A 17446-nucleotide genomic window follows, 5' to 3' on the forward strand; every position below is an offset into this window, starting at 1 on the left:
CGCGCGATGGCGCCGACCGCCGGGGTGGCCGGCGGGCACGTGGAACGGATGCTGGAGCGCTATCGCGGGCTCGCCCTCGGCGCGCTGCTCGACGACGTGCCCGACGGCGGCCCGCGTTACCTCTACGACCTGGTCGCGGAGTACCCGCGGCGCTGGGGCAAGGGGCTGCGCGCCGCGCTGTGCCTGGCGACGTGCCGGGCGTTCGGCGGCGGCGACGCGGTGGGCCTCAACGCCGCCGTGACGGTGGAGCTGTTCCACAACGCGTTCCTCATCCACGACGACATCCAGGACGAAAGCGAACAGCGGCGCGGCGGGCGGACGCTGCACGCCGAGTACGGCGTCGGCGTGGCACTGAACGTCGGCAACATGACGAACCTGCTGGCGTTGCGGCGGCTGGCCGCTAACCGGTCGGCACTCGGCTCCGGGATCGCCTGGCGGCTGTTCACCGAGACCGAGCTGATGATGCGCCACTCGCTGGAGGGGCAGGCCATCGAGATCGGCTGGATCCGCGACAACGTGTGCGACCTGGACGCCGACGACTACTACCGGATGTGCCTGAAGAAGACCTCCTGGTACACGTGCATCTACCCGTGCCGCACCGGCGTCCTCGTGGCGACCGGCCGGGAGAACGCCGTCGACGTGCTCGACCGGTACGGCTGGTATCTGGGTGCGGCGTTCCAGATCCAGGACGACGCGCTCAACCTCACCGGCGACTACGCCCGGTACGGCAAGGAGATCGCGGGTGACCTGTGGGAGGGCAAGCGCACGCTGATCCTGATCGACTTCATGCGGCGGTGCACACCGGAGGAACGCGAACGGCTCGTGCGGCTGCTGAGCCGGACTCGCGCGGAGCGCACCGACGCCGAGGTGCGCTGGCTGCACGGGCGGCTGCTCGCGTACGACTGCGTGGAGTCGGCGCGGCGCAGCGCCCGGGAACTCGCGCTCGCCGCCCGGCGTGCGGGTGAGCGGGCGCTGGGCGCCGCGGCCGACACCGAGGACGGCCGCTTCCTGCTGGAGCTGACCGACTACGTGGTGGAACGCGTCAGCTAGGCACCCAGGATCCCGCGCAGCCAGGTGAGCTGTTCGCGCTGGTGTGCGGCCTCGCCGCCCTCGTGGTCGTTGAACTCGTACACCCGCACGTCCTTCTCGCCGCCGTAGCGGTGGTAGGCGGCGAAGCAGGTGGACGGCGGGCAGACCTGGTCCCGCAGTGCGATCGAGAACAGCGCCGGCGCGGTGGCGCGCGGCGCGAGCACTGCGGCGTCCAGGTAGGACAGGGTGCGGAACACCTGGTCGGCGCGGTCGCGGTGCAGCGCTAGGTAGTCCACGATCTCGGCGTACGGGCTGTCCGGCCCGGCGACGCGCACGCCCCGGCGGATGTCGCACAGGAACGGCACGTCCGGCAGGACCGCCACGACGTCCGGGCTCAGCGCGCCCACCGCCAGGGCCAGGCCGCCGCCCTGGCTGAAGCCGGTCACCGCCACCCGCGCGGGATCGACGGCCGGGTGCCGCCGGGCGGCCTCGGCGAAGCGCACCGCGTCGGTGATCAGCCGCCGGTAGTAGTGCTCCGCCGGGTCGGCGACCCCCCGGGTGAGGAAGCCGGGCACGGTGCCGGCCGGGTAGGGGTGCGGATCGGGGGTACCGCCGATGGCGGCGCTCCATCCCTGGCCCCGGCTGTCCATGATCAGGTGCGCGAAGCCGGCCGCCGCCCAGAACAGCTTCTCGTGCGCCAGACCCCGGCCCCGGCCGTAGCCGAGGTACTCGACCACGCAGGGCAGCGGCCCGTCGGCACCGGCGGGCAGGTGCAGCCATCCGCGTACCGGCTCGCCGCCGAAACCGGGGATCGTGGCGGCGTACGTCCGGATCTGGGTCAGCCCGGTGTCGACCGGTTCGTAGACCGCCGCCTCCGGGTCGCCGCCGCCGTCGAGCGTGCGCGCCCAGAACGCGTCCAGGTCCGCCGGCACGTCCAGCTCCGGCCGGTACGCGAGGCAGCCGGCCAGGTCGAGGTCGGTCAGCGGCACGACGCGGCCTCCCGTACGGCGGCGGCGAACCAACCGGTGATGGTGCTCGGGTGGGTGATGGCGGTGCCGACGACCACCGTCCACGCGCCCGCCCGCAGCGCCCGCGCGGCCTGCTCCGGCGTGTGGATGCGTCCCTCGGCGACCACCGGTACGTCGACCGCGGCGGCGAGCCGGGCGACCAGGTCCAGGTCCGGCCCGTCGCCCTTTGTGGTGTACGCGGTGTACCCGGCGAGCGTGGTGCCGACCAGGTCGGCGCCGGCAGCGGCGGCGGCGATGCCCTCGTCCAGCGTGGAGCAGTCGGCCATCACCAGCGCGCCGGTGCGCTCGTGCACGGCGGCGATCGTCTCGGCGAGGGTCCGGCCGTCGGGCCGGGGCCGGGACGTGCCGTCGAGCGCGACGACGTGCGCGCCGGCGTCGGCGACGGCGAGCGCGTGCTCCAGCGTCGGGGTGATGAAGACGGCGTCGTCGCCGTCCTTCCAGAGCCCGATCAGCGGCAGGTCCACCGCCGCGCGGATGGCGGCGATGTCCGCCAGGCCCTGGGCGCGGATACCAGCGGCCCCGCCCCGGGCGGTGGCGAGCGCGACCCGGCGCATGGTGTCCGGGTCGCGCATCGGCTCACCCGGGTACGCCTGGCAGGAGACCACCAGGCGGTCACGGAGCTGGTCGACGAGCGCGTTCATGAGACCTTCCAGGCGAGCGAGGCGGCACCGAGCAGCGGCGCGTCGGGGCCGAGGGTGGAGGCGAGGAGGGGCACTGCGGCCAGGGCGGGCAGCGTCTCGGCGGGTACCGCGTCGCGCAGCGCCCGCCACCACGGCTCGCCGAGGCCGATGACGCCGCCGCCGATCACCACTGCGGCGGGGTCGAGCACGTTCACCAGGCCGCCGACGGCGGACCCGACGGCGGCGCCGCCGAGCCGGACGACCTCGCGGGCGGTCTCGTCGCCGTCCGCGGCGAGCGCGGCGACGGCCCGCAGGTCGGCCACCGGACGGCCGGTACGCCGGACGTACTCGGCGGCGAGCGCCGGCCCGGCGGCGATCGCCTCCAGGTGCCCGCGCCCGCCACAGGTGCAGGGCAGCGATCCGGCGTACGGCGACGGCTGGTGCCCGGCGTGCCCGGCAGCGCTGTGCGCACCGGCGAGCACGGTGCCGCCGAGGACGAACGACGCGCCGACACCGGTGCCGACGGCGACGTAGAGCACCGTGTCGTACCCGGCCGCGACGCCGTGACGCGCCTCGCCCAGCGCGTGGGCGTGCACGTCGTTGACCACGGTGACCGGCACGCCCAGGCGCCGGCTCAGGTCGCCGCGCAGGTCCGTGCCGGTCCACCCGGCTAGCACGTCGGTGGCGGACAGCACCAGGCCGGAGCCGCTGTCGATGACTCCGGCGCTGCCGACGCCGAGCGCCAGTACGACACCCGGCGCGTCCGCCCGCAGCTTCTCGACCAGACCGGCGGCGGTGTCGAGCACCGCTGCGGCGCCGGCGCGACCGGGTGTCGGCGCGGTGTGCCGGCCGACGACCTCTCCCCCTGCCGTGACCAGGGCGGCTGTGGTCTTGGTGCCGCCGATGTCGAGCGCGGCGACCAGACCGGTCGTGCTCACCTCGGGCATGGTCAGAGCAGCCCGGCCAGTTCCAGCTGGGTACGCACGCGGCCCGTCTCGGCGGCGTCCAGCGGCCGCAGCGGCAGCGACACCGCGTTGCCGGCGATGACGCCGAGCAGGGACAGCGCGGTCTTGAACGCGCCGACGCCCCGGGTCGCGCCCGCCGAGGTGGCCGGGTCGGCGGCGTCGACGATGCGGAACAGCCGGGTCAGCCGGTCCTGCTCCCGGCGGGCGGCGGCCCAGTCGCCGGCCACACAGGCGCGGTGCAGCCGCACGTACCCGGCCGGGTCCACGTTGCCCAGTCCGGGCACCGAGCCGGAGCCGCCCGCGAGCATCATCGCGTCGACCACCACCTCGTGGCCGGTGAGCAGGCTGAAGTCCCGTTCCGGTGCGTGCTCGGCGACGGCCAGCGCCAGCTGGCGGAACGCGACGTCGTCGCCGCTGGAGTCCTTGACGCCGGCCAGCACGCCGTCGGCGGCGAGCCGGGTCAGCAGGTCGACGGAGAGCTTGCTGTGCACGCAGACCGGGATGTCGTACGCCAGCAGGGGAAGCTCGACCGCCGCGGCGACCGCGCGGAAGTGCCGCTCGATCTCGTGCGGGCCGACGATGGCGTAGAACGGCGCGGTCACGACCAGGCCGTCCGCGCCGAGGCGGGTAGACGCCTCGGCCCGCTCCACGACCCGGCGGGTGGTGGGTTCGATGCAGCCGGCGATGACCGGCACGGCACCGCCGGCGGTCTTCACGATGGTCTCCAGTGCCAGGTCCCGCTGCCGGTCGGTGAGGAAGACCGTCTCGCCGGAGCTGCCGAGGGCGAAGATGCCGTCGACACCGGCGTCGAGCAGCCACTCGACCAGCCGTTCCAGGGAGCGGACGTCGACCTCGCCCTCCTCGGTCAGGGGGGTCACGGCCGGCGGCACGACTCCGGCGAACCGCGGGGCTGGGGTGGTCACAGGTTCTCCTCGACAGACTCAGATGTGGTGCGGCCGGTCGCCGAGGTGGCGAGCGCGACCAGTTCGGTGTTCGCGGTGCCGGCGGGCACGGGGTGGTGACAGCGGAACTCGTGGCCCTCGCCCTCGGCGGGGCGGGGAGCCGGCATGTCCACGGCGCAGCCCTCGGTGGCGGCCCAGCAGCGGGTCCGGAACGGGCAGCCGCTCGGCGGCCGGGTCGCCGACGGGACCGGGCCGACCAGCGGGATCGGCTCGATCGGTGAGAGCAGGCCCGGCGTGGCCGAGAACAAGGCCCGGGTGTACGGATGCCGGCCGCCCTCGGGCAGCAGGTCGGCGGGGGTCTGCTCGACGATGCGGCCGAGGTACATGGTGACCACCCGGTCGCTGACCCGCTTGACGGTCTGGATGTCGTGCGACACCAGCACCATGGCCAGCCCGAGCCGGTCCTTGAGGTCAAGCAGCAGGTTGAGGATCTGGGCGCGTACCGACACGTCGAGCGCGCTTGTCGGCTCGTCGGCGATGACCAGCCCCGGTTCCAGGGCCAGCGCGCGGGCGATGGACACCCGCTGGCGCTGGCCGCCGGAGAGCTGGCTGGGCAGCACGTCGGCGACCGAGCGGGGCAGGCCCACCAGCGCCATCAGCTCGGTCACGCGCTGCTCGCGCTGCTGGCGGGTGCCCCGGCGGTGCACGTCGAGCGGGTCGCGCAGGATGTCGCGTACCGGCATCCGCCGGTTCAGCGACGTGGCCGGATCCTGGAAGATCATGCCGACGCCGGCGCCGATGTGCTCGCGCCGCTCGGCGGCGCTCATCGACCACACGTCCTTGCCGGCGAACGAGACCGTGCCGGCGGTCGGCCGTTGCAGGCCGACGAGCACCTTGGCGAGCGTGGACTTGCCGCAGCCGGACTCGCCCACGATGCCGACCGTCTCACCGGCCCGGATGACCAGGTCGGCGCCGGTGAGCGCGTAGACCTTCTCCCGGCTGAACATGCCGCCGCCGCGCGCGGCGTGCACCACGTGCACGCCGCTCAGTTCGGCGATCGGCCGGTGCTCGGCGGTGGCGCTCATCGGGCCGGCTCCTTCTCGCTGACGGTGACGGCGGGGTGGTGGCAGGCGTACCCGTGGCCGTCCGTGCCCTCCAGGGCGGGCGCGGTGTCCCGGCAGATCTCGGTCGCCATCGGACAGCGGTCGGAGAACCGGCAGCCCTTCGGGAAGTCGGCGGGTGACGGCACCACGCCGCGGATCTGGGTGAGCCGTTCCGCGCCGGTCTCCAGGGACAGGACGGAACCGAGCAGCCCGCGGGCGTAGTGGTGGGCGGGTGCCTCCATCACGTCGGCGGTCACGCCGGTCTCCACGATCTGCCCGCCGTACATCACCACGACCCGGTCGCAGACGTCGCTGACCAGGGCCAGATCGTGGCTGACCAGGATGAGGGCGAAGCCGAGCCGCTCGCGCAGATCCAGCAGCAGCTTCATCACCTGGGCCTGCACCGTGACGTCGAGCGCGGTGGTCGGCTCGTCCGCGATGATCAGCTTCGGGTCGCGGGACAGCGCCATGGCGATCACCACGCGCTGGCGCTGCCCGCCGGACAGCTCGTGCGGGTACGCGGCGAGCGTGCGCCGCGGGTCCAGCCCGACCAACCGCATCAGCTCCTCGGCCGAGCGGGTGCCGCCGCGGCGGATCATCTGGGCGAGCTGGGCGCCGACGCGCAGCGCCGGGTTCAGCGCCGACAGCGCGTCCTGGTAGACCATGGCGATCTCGCGGCCCATCAGGGCACGGCGGCCCCTGGCGTTCAGCTTCAGCAGGTCCGTGTCCTGGAAGCGGATCTCGCCACGTACCCGGGCGCCCTGGGGCAGCAGGCCCATCACGGCCAGGACGCTGAGCGACTTGCCGGAGCCGGACTCCCCCACCAGGCCGACGACCTCGCCGGGGCGGACGTCGAAGGAGAGCCCGTCGACGATGTCCACGCCGCGGTGGCGGCCGGCGAAGCCGATGGACAGGTCGCTGACCTGAAGGACCGGCTTGCCCCGCGGCAGCGGGCGGGCGCGCTCGCGCAGCCGCTGTGCCGCCTCGGCGAGACCTGGCAGCTCGACCACCTCGCCGGTGCCGGGCTTCGCCTGCTCCAGCGCGTCACCGCTGGTGGTGGACGCGGCGCGGCGCGCCGCCGGGGCGGCCCACGCGTCGGACATGCCCTCGGAGAGCACGTTGAGCGCCAGCACGGTGAGCAGGATCAGCAGGCCGGGGAAGAACGTGGCCCACCAGCCGCCGATCTGCACCATCTCCTTGCCGAACGCGATCACCGAGCCCCACGAGGAGGCCGCCTCCTGCGGGGCGAGGCCGCCGCCGATGAAGGACAGCGACGCCTCGAAGACGATCGCGTCGGCCACCATGACGGTGACGAAGACGAGGATCGGGGCGGCGCAGTTGCGCAGGACGTGCCGCCAGAGGATGTGCGGTCGCCGGGCGCCGATGATCCGCTCGGCGGCCACGTAGTCCTCGCCGTACTGGGACAGCACGTTGGCGCGGACGATGCGCGCGACCGACGGGGTGAACACGAAGCCGATCGCGATGACGAGGACCAGCAGGCTGTTCTTGCCGAACGAGATGATCAGCAGCGCGGAGAGCACGATCGTGGGGAAGGCCATGACCACGTCGAGGCAGCGCATGATGATCTCGTCGACCACGGTGCGGCTGCTGCCGGCGATCGCGCCGAGGATCGCGCCGAGCACCAGCGCGATGCCGGCCGCGCCGAAGCCGACGATCAGCGAGCGCCGGGTGCCGGCGACCAGCCGGGAGAAGACATCGCGGCCGAGCTTGTCCAGACCGAACCAGAAGTCGCCGTTCGGGCCGGTCAGCGCCGGTCCGAGCCCGGTCTGGGTGGGGTCGTGGCGCAGCAGCAGCGGGGCGAGCACGCCGACCACGACGATGAGCGCGACGAAGCCGAGCGCGAACCGGGCCGCGAGACCGAGCCGGGCGAAGGCCATGCCGGGGCGGGACAGCCGCGTGGCGAGGGAGCGGCGCATCAGTGGCCTCCGCGCAGTCGGGGGTTGGCGAAGAGGTAGAGGATGTCGACGACCAGGTTCACCAGGACGAAGCAGAGGGCGATGGTCAGGACGGTGCCCTGGGCGAGCGCGGTGTCGTTCTGCTGGACGGCGCTCATGATCTGGGTGCCCATGCCTGGTAGCGAGAAGATGGCCTCGATGACGACGGTGCCGCCGATGAGGTAGCCGATCCGCAGGCCGAGCGCGGTGAGCGGGTTGACAAGCGCGTTGCGCAGCACGTTGCGGCCGATCACCACGCGCGGCGGCAGTCCGGCGCCGATCGCGGTGCGGACGTAGTCCTTGTCGAGTTCCTCGACCATCGACGTGCGGACGATGCGGGCCAGCGAGCAGCCGACCGGTACGGCGAGCGCCAGCGCCGGCATGGCCAGCGACTGCAACCACAGGCCGACCGAGTCGGCGGGGTTGACGTAGCCGCCGGTCGGGAAGATCGGGCGGCGGACCGAGAACTCCTGGATGAACAGCAGGGCGAGCCAGAACGAGGGCGTGGCGATGCCGGCCATGGAGACGATCCGGATGACCTGGTCGGGCCAGCGGTCCCGGTACAGGGCGGCCGGGATGCCGAGGGCCAGCGCGATGACGAGCGCGCCGATGACACCGAGCGCGGTGAGTTGGATGGTCAGCGGCAGCGCCATGGCGATCTTCTCGGCGACCGGGACCGACGGCGGGAACGTCATGCCGAGGTCGCCGCGGACGAGGTCGCCGAGGAAGTGCAGGTAGCGCAGCGGCAGCGGGTCGTTCAGGCCGTTGGCGGCGCGGAACGCCTCGACCTGCGCCGGCGTGGCCTGGTCACCGAGGACTGAGAGCGCCGGGTCGATCGGGGAGAACTGCATGATCACGAAGACGAAGAGCGTGATGCCCAGCACCAGGGGGATCAGCGTCAGGAATCGTCGTGCGACCAGGTTCAGGACGGTCAGCATGGATTCTCTTTCTCGTGGCGGGGGCGCCGGGACGCCCGCCCGGCCGCACGGGTCACGTGGGCCGGGCGGGACGTCTGCGGGGCCGGAACCCCGCGCGTGGGCTCAGCCGGTCCGGCCGGTGCCCAGGAAGTACAGGCCGGTGGTGGAGGCGCCGGAGAAGCCGTCCACCTTGGCCGGGTCGTACGCGGTGACGACCTTGGTGTGCAGGATCGGGTAGAGCGGCACCTGGTCCGCCGCCATGTCCAGGGCCTGCTTCCACAGCACCTTGCGGGCCGCCTCGTCGGAGGTCTGCGCGGCCTTGTCCAGCAGGTCGCCCATGGCCTTGCGGTCGGCGTCGCTCCAGCGGTAACGCTGGCCCGGCCAGGTCTCGCCGAAGTAGTACCAGCGCATCAGCAGGTCGGTGTCGACGCCGAAGACGCTCGGGTCACCGGTGGCCATGAGCACCCGGAAGGTGTCCTTGGGCACGATGTCGCCGTAGATGGCCGAGGACGGCACGGTGTTCAGCGTGGCGGTGACGCCGATCTTCTTCCACTGCTCGATGACCAGCGGGGCGACGTCCTTGACCACCGAGCTGTCGGTGGTGTCGAGCCGGAACGACAGGTTGGTGACGCCGGCCTCCTGGAGCAGGGCCTTGGCCTTGTCCGGGTTGTAGTCGTAGACGGTGCCGGCCTTCTGGTAGGCCTTGTTGCCCTCGTCGAGGTAGCTGGTCGCCGGGCTGCCGTAGCCGTTGAGCGCGGTCTTGATGACCGCCTCCTTGTCGATGGCGTAGTGCAGGGCCTGGCGTACGCGCTTGTCGCTGAACGGCGCGGCGGAGTTGTTGAACATGAGGAAGACCTGGTTGAAGGCCTGCTTCACGTCGATCGTGTACTTGTCCTTGAGCGAGTCCACGTTCAGGTACGGCACGGCCTCGATGGCCTGCACCCGGCCGCCCTGGAGGTCCGACACGCGGGCCGACGCCTCGGTGGTGGTGTTCCACGTCATCGTCTCGACCTTGGCGGCGCGCGGGCCGTTGTAGTTCGCGTTCTTGCTCAGCTTGATGCCGGATTCCTTGGACGCGCTGTCCACCTTGAACGGGCCGGAGCCGATCGGCGCGGTGTCGAACGCCTTGGCCGCGGCCGCGTCACCGGTCTTCGCCTTGGGGACGATCTTGATGACCGCGATCCGCTCGCTGAACAGCGCGAACGGGTACTTCAGCGTGAACTCGACGGTCGAGGCGTCCTTGGCGGTGACGGTGTCGATGAAGGAGACGAAGCCCTGCATGAGCGGCGGCGCCTTCGGGTCCGCGGGCTTGAGCACGCGGGTGAAGGACCAGGCCACGTCCTCGGCGGTGACCGGGGTGCCGTCGGAGAACTTCGCGCCGTCGCGCAGCGTCACGGTGTAGGTCCGGCCGTCGGCCCCGGGGGTCGGGTCGCTCTTGGCCAGGGCGTTGTAGGGTTCCCGCGTGATCGGGTCGAGGTCGACGAGGCCCTCGAAGACGTGCTGGTTGACCGCTGTCGCCACGGCCGAGGAGGCGTTGCTGGGATCGAAACCGCTGGAGAGCGTGAAGGCCAGCGTGGCCTCGATCGACGTGCCCCCCTTCCCGTCGCCCACGGCGTTTGTCGAGGCGGGACCGCCGCTGCAGGCCGCCAGCGCGACCGCGAGACCGCCCGCGAGGGAGGCGACGGTCAGGGAGCGGACGCGGCCGCGCAGGGCGCGCCGGCTCCTCGACGGCTTACCGGTGGTGCTCACGTAGCTGCCTCCATAGGCTCTTCATGCGCTCGCGTGACCGCTCGCGCTCGGGGATGTGAAGCATAAGGTGTATGACGTCTGACGTCTGATGCCGGTAGGGTGAGAGTGACAGATTCGGGAACGAAGGGCAAGGGGCAGATGACGACCATTGACGCCAGTCCGCTACGCGGCACCGAGCGGCCCAGCCCTCGCCGACAGGAGGTGGCGACCAGGATCAAGGAGTACATCCTGCGCAACCGCCTGAAGCCGGGAAACCTCCTGCCCACCGAGACGGAACTGTGCGAGGCGGTCGGCGCCAGCCGGTCCAGCGTCCGCGAGGCGGTCAAGATCCTCTCCGCGCTCGACATCGTGGAGGTACGCCACGGCCACGGCACGTTCGTCGGCCGCATGTCCCTCAACGCCCTGGTGGAGAGCCTGACGTTCCGGGGCCTGCTCAGCGGCGAGGACGACCATCACGTCCTGGCCCAGGTCGTCGACGTCCGCCAGACGCTGGAGCAGGGCCTGGCCGCCACCGTCATCGACGCGCTGGACGAGCAACACCGGTCGGAGCTGTCCGCGCTCGCCGACGAGATGCACAGCCGGGCCGCCCAGGGCGAGGACTTCCTCGACGTCGACCGCGCCTTCCACCTGAAGCTGATGGAACCCCTCGGCAACGACCTGCTGGTCCAGTTGACAGAGGCGTTCTGGCAGGTGCAGGCCATCGTCGCGCCCACCCTGCGCACCGAGCCGGAGGACCGGGTCATCACCGCCCAGCGGCACCAGGCGATCGTCGCCGCCCTCACCGCCGCCGACGCGGCGGCGCTGCGCTCGGCCATCGCCGAGCACTACGCGCCCATCCGGGCGAGCATCGCCCGCGCCGCGCAGCCCTGATCCGCCGTACGCCGGGACCTGTCGTTCGAGCCTGATCGAAGCCCCCTGTCCCGGGGCACCCCCGGTGCCGAAGCTGTCTGTGACGGGCGCGTCGGGCGCCCCGGACGGCCGAGGTGGGTGTCATGGCGGTGGTGTCGCGCCGGTCGCGGTCCTGGTGGTACGCGGTAGCGGTGCCGGCCGTGCTCGCGGCGGCGGTGGCCGGGGCGCTGGGCGCGAGCCGGGACGCCGTGCCGCCGCCCGCTGACCACGGCGCGGCCGCACTGCCACCGGACCCGAGCGCGCCGGCCGTGTCCGCTCCGGCCGCGTCCGCCCCGCCCGCTGAGGTGCTGTACGCCGCCGAGCAGGTGCTGATCCGCGACTGCATGCAACGGCGCGGGTTCCGCTACTGGCCGGTCCCCCGGCAGCCGGTGCCGGAACTGCGCGAGTTCCCGTACGTCCTGGACGACGTGTCCTACGCCCGCCGGTACGGATACGGCGGCGCCCTGGAACGCCGGCTCCAGGAGACGATCGCGGCCGACCCGAACGTGCGGTACGCCCGGGAGCTGCCACCGGAGCGCGGCGCCGCCGCCGTACGCGCGCGCAACGGCGACCCGGGCGAGCCGGATGCGCTGCGCGTGACGCTGCCGGCGGGCGGGGTGCTGCGCCGCAGCAGTCACAGCTGTACCTCCGAGGCGGAGCGACAGCTCTATCGCGACCTGCCCGGCTGGTACCGCGTCACCCGGATCACCGACAACCTCGCCGGCCCGCGCGTCGGGCGGGTGCTCGCCGACCCCCGCTACGCCGACGGCGTGCGGGCGTGGCGGCGGTGCATGCGGGCCGCCGGACACGACGTCGCGGACCCGGCGTCGGCCCGCGCGTCGGCGCCGGAGCCGACGTCCGTCACGCCCGGCTCCGTCACGCCCGGCGAGATCAGGCTGGCGGTGGAGGAGGCGACCTGCGCCACGCGGACCGGGCTCGGCCGGCTCGCCCGGCGGCTCGACGCCGAGCACCGTCGGGCCGTCGACTCCCGGTTCCGCACCGAGATCGCGGACCGGCTCCGCCTGGAGGCCGACGCGCTGCCACGGGCCCGTGCCGCGCTGGCCGCCGGCTGACCCACCCACGACGTCCGTGGCAGCCCGCCACGGAAGGAACCGACCGGAGGGAAACACCATGAGAGCAGTACGCGCCGTGCTGGCCACAGTGGTCGCGGCGGCAGCCGCGCTGGCCTTCACCGCCACCGCCGCCCAGGCCGCGCCCCGGCCGACCCCACACGCGGACACCGCGCAGCGCGCCGCCGCGGGCAGCGGGTACCTCTACGTCAGCCAGGACGCCGGCTGGGCGGGCCGGTGGTGCTGGTGGTACAACGCCGACAACAACTGGGACACGATCAACACGGCGGAGAACGCCAACTGCGACAACAACAACCGGGCCAGCATGCGCAACCTGGCGTCGTCGGCGTGGAACGACTCCAACAGCGGCCGGCCGGTCGCCCTCTACATCCACCCCGACTACACCGGCGCGTACGCCTGTCTCGGCGCCGGCGACGCGTGGGACAACCTCACCGGCGTCTGGTTCACCTGGGGCTCCAACCGCGACGGTTACATGGCCAACGCCAACGACAACATCGCCTCCCACCGCTGGCGGTCCAGCTGCGGCGCCGGCTGAGACACCTCGGGGCGGCAGCCGTACGGCTGCCGCCCCATCGCCGTCATTCGGTGATGGACATCAATGTCAGGGACGAGACTGAGCGCGGTGGCGCATGCGGGAACACTGTGCGTCATGGGGACGCTACGCATCCACTTCACGGCCGGGGACCTCAGCCGCACCCGGCTGGCGGCCCGGCCGGATCCACTGTGGGAGATCATCTGTAGCCTGCACCGCCTCCAGACCCGGGCCGGCCACGCGGCTTACGCCCGCTGGCACCGGCAGGTGCGCCCCGACCTGCAACGAGCCGGCCTCGTCCCGGTCCTCCGCGAGCGGCTGCTGCCGATCGCGCCGCTCAGGCGGTACTTCCCGGACTTCCTCACCCCCGGCCCGGTCACCGACCCCGACGAGGGCATCGACCTGGTTCTCGACACCCCGGCCCGGCGGATCCGCACCGAACTGGGGCGGATGGTGACTCCCGTCGACAGCCCCTGGCTGGTCGATCTGGCCGCCGGCCGACCCGCCGCCCGGCACTGCCTCGGCGACGCGCTGCGTGCCTACTTCCGGGTCGCACTCGCTCCGCACTGGACGCAGGTCACCTCCGCCGTCTCCGGTGACCGGGCCCTGCGCGGGGCATGGGTCCTCGACGACGGCGCCGGGCGCATCCTCGACGACCTGAGCCCGGAGACCTCCTGGGATCCCCCGGTGCTGTCCGTGCACGGCTACCCGGAGGACCGGGAGATGCGTCTCGACGGCCGGGGGATCACGCTTGTCCCGTCGTACTTCTGCTGGCATGCGCCGATCACGCTGGCCGACCCGGAGTTGCCGCCCACGCTTGTCTACCCGGCGTGCCGGCAACGATCGGAACCGACGCCGCCGACCGGCCCGCAACGCCGGCTCGGCCCACTGCTCGGCCACACCCGGGTGGCGGTGCTGCGCGCCGCCGCCGGCGGCGCCACCACCGGCGAGCTGGCCCGGCGCGCTCGCATCTCGCCGGCCACCACCAGCCATCACACCACCATCCTGCGCGAGGCCGGCCTGATCGTCAGCCAGCGGCACGGCAACCTGATGCTGCACCGGCTCACCGCGTTGGGCGAGGCGCTGCTCGGCGAGGCGCCCGGGCGCGATCGCTGAGGGCTCTCGGCGCCGTATCGGACGTCGACCGGAACCGATCCTTGACGGGCCGGGGCGGATCCGCCTAGCGTGCAGACATCGGACATCTGACGTCAGATAGTCGATCCGATCCCCCTCCCCCGTCCCGGAAGGAACCACGTGTCCCCTCGCCGCGCCATGCCGCGCCGGGCAACCGTCCTCGCGGTGGCCGCCCTGACCCTGCTCTCCGTACTGCCCACCACGGCGGCCCAGGCCGCCGCCCCGGCCGGAGTGACGGCCACCGCCGGCACCGACTGCACCACCGGCCGGCTGCTGCTCGACCTCGACAACCGCAGCACCACCGCGCAGACCTACACCGTCACCTGGCCCGGTCGCACCGGCTCGCCGTGGACCCGCACGGTCGCCGCCGGCAGCAGCGCCGAGCTGTACTGGACGCTGTCCCCCGGCACGCCGTACACGCTGCGCACCACGACCCCGACCGGCCTGGACGACACCACCAGCGGCATCTTCCACTGCGGCACCGGCATGTCCGCGCTCACCAGCTTCGACTGCACCAACGGCCGCCTCCAGCTCGCGCTGGAGAACCGCACCACGACCGCCCGGGACTTCACCGTCACATGGGCCGGGCGCACCGGCTCACCGTGGACCCGGACGATCGCCGCCGGGGGCAACTACCCGCACTACTGGACCGTCGGCGCCGGCACCCCGTACACGCTGCGCGTCACCGCGCCCGGCTTCGACACCACGCTGCGCGGCACCACCTCCTGCGACCTGGCCACCGGCAACCCGCAGATGACAAGCACCACGCTGCTCACCACGCAGACCGTGATCCGCGACCTCAACGGCGCGGGCGGCCGGTACGACGGCACCGTCGCCTCGGTCCGCATCCCCGGCCTGGCGGTCACCAACAACGGCACCGTGATCGCCGTGGCCGACGCCCGGGTCAACGGCTCGTACGACCTCGGCGGCGGCACCAACAACATCCAGATCGTGATGATCCGCAGCACCGACGGCGGCCGGACCTTCGAGCAGCCCCGCGTCATCCACGCCCCGCCCACCACCAGCGAGGGCGTCGGCGACCCCAGCCTGCTCGTGGACCGCGCCACCGGCGTCGTCTACTGCTTCTTCACCTACTCCCCCCGGCCCGGCATCAGCTTCTGGTCCGGCGGCTCCGGCCTGAACACCGCCGACGACCCGAACAGCATGCACCTGCGCTACATCACCAGCCGGGACAACGGCGCCACCTGGAGCGCCCCGGTCGAGCTGAACCCGGCCGTCAAGGACCCCACCTGGCGGCAGGTGTTCTTCTCCTCCGGCCACGGCATCCAGACCAGCACCGGCCGCCTCATCCAGCCGATCGCCTACCGGGACTCGGCCGGCACCAGCCACGCCGCGAACATCTACAGCGACGACCACGGCGTGACCTGGCGGCGCGGCGGATCCGCCGGCGGGAACATCAACGAGAGCAAGGCGATCGAACGCGGCACGGGCGCGGTGGTGCAGAACATGCGGCACAACTCGACCCGCAGCCGGTTCTACGCCACGTCCCCCGACGGGGCCGCGACGTTCGGTGCGGCGACGGCGAGCGCCCTGCTGCCCGACCCGCTCTGCAACGCCGACGAGATGTCCTACCTGCGCCCGTCCGAGGTCGGCGCGAACCGGGCGCCGGTGCGCACCCGCACGGCGCTGTTCAGCAACAACGCGCACCCGACCGCGCGCAACGACCTCACCGTACGGCTGTCGACCGACGACGGCGCGAGCTGGCCGGCGCGGGCGCTGGTCAAGCCCGGCGGCGCCGGCTACTCGACGATGGCGGTGCTGGCCGACGGCACTGTCGGCAACCTGTACGAGGTGGGCAACACCGGCGGCATCTACTTCGCCCGGTTCAGCCTCGACTGGGTGAAGGGCGCCTGACCGCCGGGTCCCGCCCGGACAACAGCGTCCGGGCGGGACCGGTCAGCGCTGCCAGCGGACCACGCCGCCGACCACCGTGAGCGCCACTGTCAGGTCGCGCAGCCGCTGCGCCTCCACCCGGTACGGGTCGGTGGGCAGCACGATGAAGTCGGCGAGCATGCCCTGGCGCAGCCGGCCCTTCAGGTGCTCCTCGTAGGAGGCGTACGCCCCGGCCTCGGTGAAGCAGCGCAGCGCCGAGTCCAGGTCGAGCCGCTCGTGTGGGTCGACGCCGCCCGGCGGGGTGCCGTCGGGCTGCTGCCGGGTCACCGCGGCGTGGATGCCGAAGAACGGATCGGGATCCTCCACCGGGGCGTCCGAGCCGAACGCCACTGTGGCGCCGGCGTCCAGCAGGCTGCGCCAGGCGTACGAGGCCAGGCCCCGGCCGGCGAGCATCCGGGTGGTGAGCGGGATGTCGCTGGTGCAGTGCGTGGGCTGCATCGAGGCGATCACCCCGTGGTGGGCGAGCAGCGGCACGTCGGCCGGCAGCAGGTGCTGGGTGTGCTCGATCCGGTGCCGCAGCCGGGCCGCCGGACCGGGTTGCGCCGACTCGCGCCAGCGCGCGTACGCCCGCAGCACCATCCGGTTCGCCGCGTCGCCGATGGCGTGCGCCGCCACCGCGATCCCGGCCCCGGCCGCGCGCGCCACCAGCCGCTCGAACTCCTCGGCCGGGGTGACAGCGATGCCGTGGTTGCCGGGTTCACCGTCGTACGGCTCGGTCATCAGGCAGGTGTGCGAGCCGAGCGCGCCGTCGGTGAAGATCTTCACCGGGCCGGTGCTCAGCCAGCGGTCCCCGTCCCCGGTGGCCCAGCCGCTGTCGATCGCCTCGTCCAACGCCGTGGCCGGAATCGTCTTGTGCACCCGCAGCGGCAGCTCACCCCGCGCGTACAGCGTCTCGTAGGCGGCGCGGGCATCCTGCCCGTCCAGGTCGTGGATGCTGGTCAGCCCGGCGGCGAGCAGCCGGGGCAGGTGGGTACGCAACTGTGCGACCAGGTCACCGGCGTGCGGGGAGCGCACCACCGCGTACGCCGCGTCCGCCGCCGCCTCGCGCAGGATCCCGGTCGGCTCGCCGTGCTCGTCCCGGGCGATCTGCCCGCCGGGCGGGTCGGGGGTGGCCGCGTCGATGCCGAGCCGGGCCAGGGCCGCGCTGTTCACCCAGATGGTGTGGCCGTCGATGCTCGGCAGCGCCGCCGGCCGGTCCGGGCAGGCCCGGTCCAGGTCGATGCGGTCCGGCTGCACCGGCCGGGTCCATCTGTTGCTGTCCCACCCGCCGCCGAGCAGCCAGGCGTCCGGTGGCAGCGTGGCGGCGTGTCCCGCGATCCGGGTCAGCGCCTCGTCGAGGCTCGCCGTGCCGCGCAGGTCCGCCTGGTCCAGCCCGCGCACGTAGGACGCCGCGTGGATGTGGCTGTCGATCAGGCCGGGCAGCACGGCCATCCCGTCGAGGTCGACCCGGCGTGCGCCGCCGCCGGCCCGGTCCCGGCACTCCGCGAGATCACCGACGGCGACGATCCGCTCGCCGCGGACCAGCATCGCCTCGGCGTACGGGCGGGCCGGGTCGAGGGTGTGGATGCGGGCGTTCTCGTAGACAGTGCCGCTCATGGGCTCCCCTGTTCCGGCGCTCG

15 protein-coding genes are annotated in these 17446 nt (G+C 73.1%); 6 read left to right on the top strand and 9 right to left on the bottom strand.

Going from position 1 to position 17446, the window contains the following annotated elements; genetic code table 11:
* Positions 1–6 precede the first annotated feature (6 nt).
* The gene (locus tag AB0B20_RS15560; protein WP_357471158.1) at positions 7–1050 is read left to right on the top strand and encodes a polyprenyl synthetase family protein; all 1044 of its coding nucleotides are present in this window, start codon (positions 7–9) and stop codon (positions 1048–1050) included.
* Here AB0B20_RS15560 and AB0B20_RS15565 read toward each other — a convergent pair.
* The 8 genes from AB0B20_RS15565 to AB0B20_RS15600 all read right to left on the bottom strand — a co-directional run bounded on the left by AB0B20_RS15565 (position 1047) and on the right by AB0B20_RS15600 (position 10268).
* Complete coding sequence (locus AB0B20_RS15565) at positions 1047–2018, bottom strand: acetylxylan esterase (RefSeq protein ID WP_357471161.1); 972 nt, start codon at positions 2016–2018, stop codon at positions 1047–1049. The two genes, AB0B20_RS15560 and AB0B20_RS15565, sit on opposite strands and share 4 nt — an antisense overlap.
* Positions 2009–2698 (bottom strand): N-acetylmannosamine-6-phosphate 2-epimerase, encoded by a 690-nt coding sequence (locus tag AB0B20_RS15570; protein ID WP_357471164.1) that lies wholly within the window; start codon positions 2696–2698, stop codon positions 2009–2011. Before AB0B20_RS15570 ends, AB0B20_RS15565 begins: the two co-directional genes overlap by 10 nt.
* On the bottom strand, positions 2695–3624 hold the full coding sequence (locus tag AB0B20_RS15575; RefSeq protein ID WP_357471167.1) for an ROK family protein: 930 nt from the start codon (positions 3622–3624) through the stop codon (positions 2695–2697). Before AB0B20_RS15575 ends, AB0B20_RS15570 begins: the two co-directional genes overlap by 4 nt.
* A 2-nt stretch (positions 3625–3626) precedes the next feature.
* Positions 3627–4565 carry a dihydrodipicolinate synthase family protein gene (locus AB0B20_RS15580; RefSeq protein ID WP_357471170.1) on the bottom strand — a complete coding sequence of 313 codons (939 nt, stop codon included), beginning with the start codon at positions 4563–4565 and terminating at the stop codon, positions 3627–3629.
* Positions 4562–5629, bottom strand: coding sequence for an ABC transporter ATP-binding protein (locus AB0B20_RS15585; protein WP_357471173.1), 1068 nt, complete (start codon positions 5627–5629; stop codon positions 4562–4564). Before AB0B20_RS15585 ends, AB0B20_RS15580 begins: the two co-directional genes overlap by 4 nt.
* Entirely contained in the window at positions 5626–7584 is a 1959-nt protein-coding gene (locus tag AB0B20_RS15590) for a dipeptide/oligopeptide/nickel ABC transporter permease/ATP-binding protein (protein ID WP_357471176.1), read from the bottom strand. Before AB0B20_RS15590 ends, AB0B20_RS15585 begins: the two co-directional genes overlap by 4 nt.
* Positions 7584–8540: an ABC transporter permease gene (locus tag AB0B20_RS15595; RefSeq protein WP_357471179.1), complete on the bottom strand. Its 957-nt coding sequence runs from the start codon at positions 8538–8540 to the stop codon at positions 7584–7586. The genes AB0B20_RS15590 and AB0B20_RS15595 overlap by 1 nt, the downstream gene beginning before the upstream one ends.
* A gap of 102 nt (positions 8541–8642) precedes the next feature.
* The gene (locus AB0B20_RS15600; protein ID WP_357471182.1) at positions 8643–10268 is read right to left on the bottom strand and encodes an ABC transporter substrate-binding protein; all 1626 of its coding nucleotides are present in this window, start codon (positions 10266–10268) and stop codon (positions 8643–8645) included.
* A 138-nt stretch (positions 10269–10406) separates the two neighbouring features.
* Here AB0B20_RS15600 and AB0B20_RS15605 point away from each other — a divergent pair, with 138 nt between their 5' ends.
* The 5 genes from AB0B20_RS15605 (at position 10407) to AB0B20_RS15625 (ending at position 15788) form a co-directional block, all read left to right on the top strand.
* Entirely contained in the window at positions 10407–11138 is a 732-nt protein-coding gene (locus tag AB0B20_RS15605; RefSeq protein ID WP_357471185.1) for an FCD domain-containing protein, read from the top strand.
* A 122-nt stretch (positions 11139–11260) separates the two neighbouring features.
* Positions 11261–12229 carry a hypothetical protein gene (locus AB0B20_RS15610; protein WP_357471188.1) on the top strand — a complete coding sequence of 323 codons (969 nt, stop codon included), beginning with the start codon at positions 11261–11263 and terminating at the stop codon, positions 12227–12229.
* Between the two features lie 58 nt (positions 12230–12287).
* Positions 12288–12782: a hypothetical protein gene (locus AB0B20_RS15615; protein ID WP_357384896.1), complete on the top strand. Its 495-nt coding sequence runs from the start codon at positions 12288–12290 to the stop codon at positions 12780–12782.
* Positions 12783–12896: 114 nt separating this feature from the next.
* Positions 12897–13895, top strand: a complete 999-nt coding sequence (locus tag AB0B20_RS15620) for a helix-turn-helix domain-containing protein (RefSeq protein ID WP_357384894.1) — start codon at positions 12897–12899, stop codon at positions 13893–13895.
* A 183-nt stretch (positions 13896–14078) separates the two neighbouring features.
* Complete coding sequence (locus tag AB0B20_RS15625) at positions 14079–15788, top strand: exo-alpha-sialidase (protein ID WP_357384892.1); 1710 nt, start codon at positions 14079–14081, stop codon at positions 15786–15788.
* A 42-nt stretch (positions 15789–15830) separates the two neighbouring features.
* Here AB0B20_RS15625 and AB0B20_RS15630 read toward each other — a convergent pair whose 3' ends face one another.
* The gene (locus AB0B20_RS15630) at positions 15831–17423 is read right to left on the bottom strand and encodes an amidohydrolase (protein ID WP_357384890.1); all 1593 of its coding nucleotides are present in this window, start codon (positions 17421–17423) and stop codon (positions 15831–15833) included.
* Positions 17424–17446: the final 23 nt, after the last annotated feature.

This window comes from Micromonospora sp. NPDC049151, from assembly GCF_040648395.1.
GTDB lineage: Bacteria > Actinomycetota > Actinomycetes > Mycobacteriales > Micromonosporaceae > Micromonospora.

Excerpts from the sequence above, each read along its gene's own strand:
- AB0B20_RS15605 (WP_357471185.1), top strand. The coding sequence starts at position 10,407 with ATGACGACCATTGACGCCAGTCCGCTACGCGGCACCGAGCGGCCCAGC.
- AB0B20_RS15575 (WP_357471167.1), bottom strand. The coding sequence starts at position 3,624 with ATGCCCGAGGTGAGCACGACCGGTCTGGTCGCCGCGCTCGACATCGGC.
- AB0B20_RS15615 (WP_357384896.1), top strand. The coding sequence starts at position 12,288 with ATGAGAGCAGTACGCGCCGTGCTGGCCACAGTGGTCGCGGCGGCAGCC.
- AB0B20_RS15590 (WP_357471176.1), bottom strand. The coding sequence starts at position 7,584 with ATGCGCCGCTCCCTCGCCACGCGGCTGTCCCGCCCCGGCATGGCCTTC.
- AB0B20_RS15620 (WP_357384894.1), top strand. The coding sequence starts at position 12,897 with ATGGGGACGCTACGCATCCACTTCACGGCCGGGGACCTCAGCCGCACC.
- AB0B20_RS15630 (WP_357384890.1), bottom strand. The coding sequence starts at position 17,423 with ATGAGCGGCACTGTCTACGAGAACGCCCGCATCCACACCCTCGACCCG.
- AB0B20_RS15610 (WP_357471188.1), top strand. The coding sequence starts at position 11,261 with ATGGCGGTGGTGTCGCGCCGGTCGCGGTCCTGGTGGTACGCGGTAGCG.
- AB0B20_RS15570 (WP_357471164.1), bottom strand. The coding sequence starts at position 2,698 with ATGAACGCGCTCGTCGACCAGCTCCGTGACCGCCTGGTGGTCTCCTGC.
- AB0B20_RS15595 (WP_357471179.1), bottom strand. The coding sequence starts at position 8,540 with ATGCTGACCGTCCTGAACCTGGTCGCACGACGATTCCTGACGCTGATC.
- AB0B20_RS15585 (WP_357471173.1), bottom strand. The coding sequence starts at position 5,629 with ATGAGCGCCACCGCCGAGCACCGGCCGATCGCCGAACTGAGCGGCGTG.
- AB0B20_RS15560 (WP_357471158.1), top strand. The coding sequence starts at position 7 with ATGGCGCCGACCGCCGGGGTGGCCGGCGGGCACGTGGAACGGATGCTG.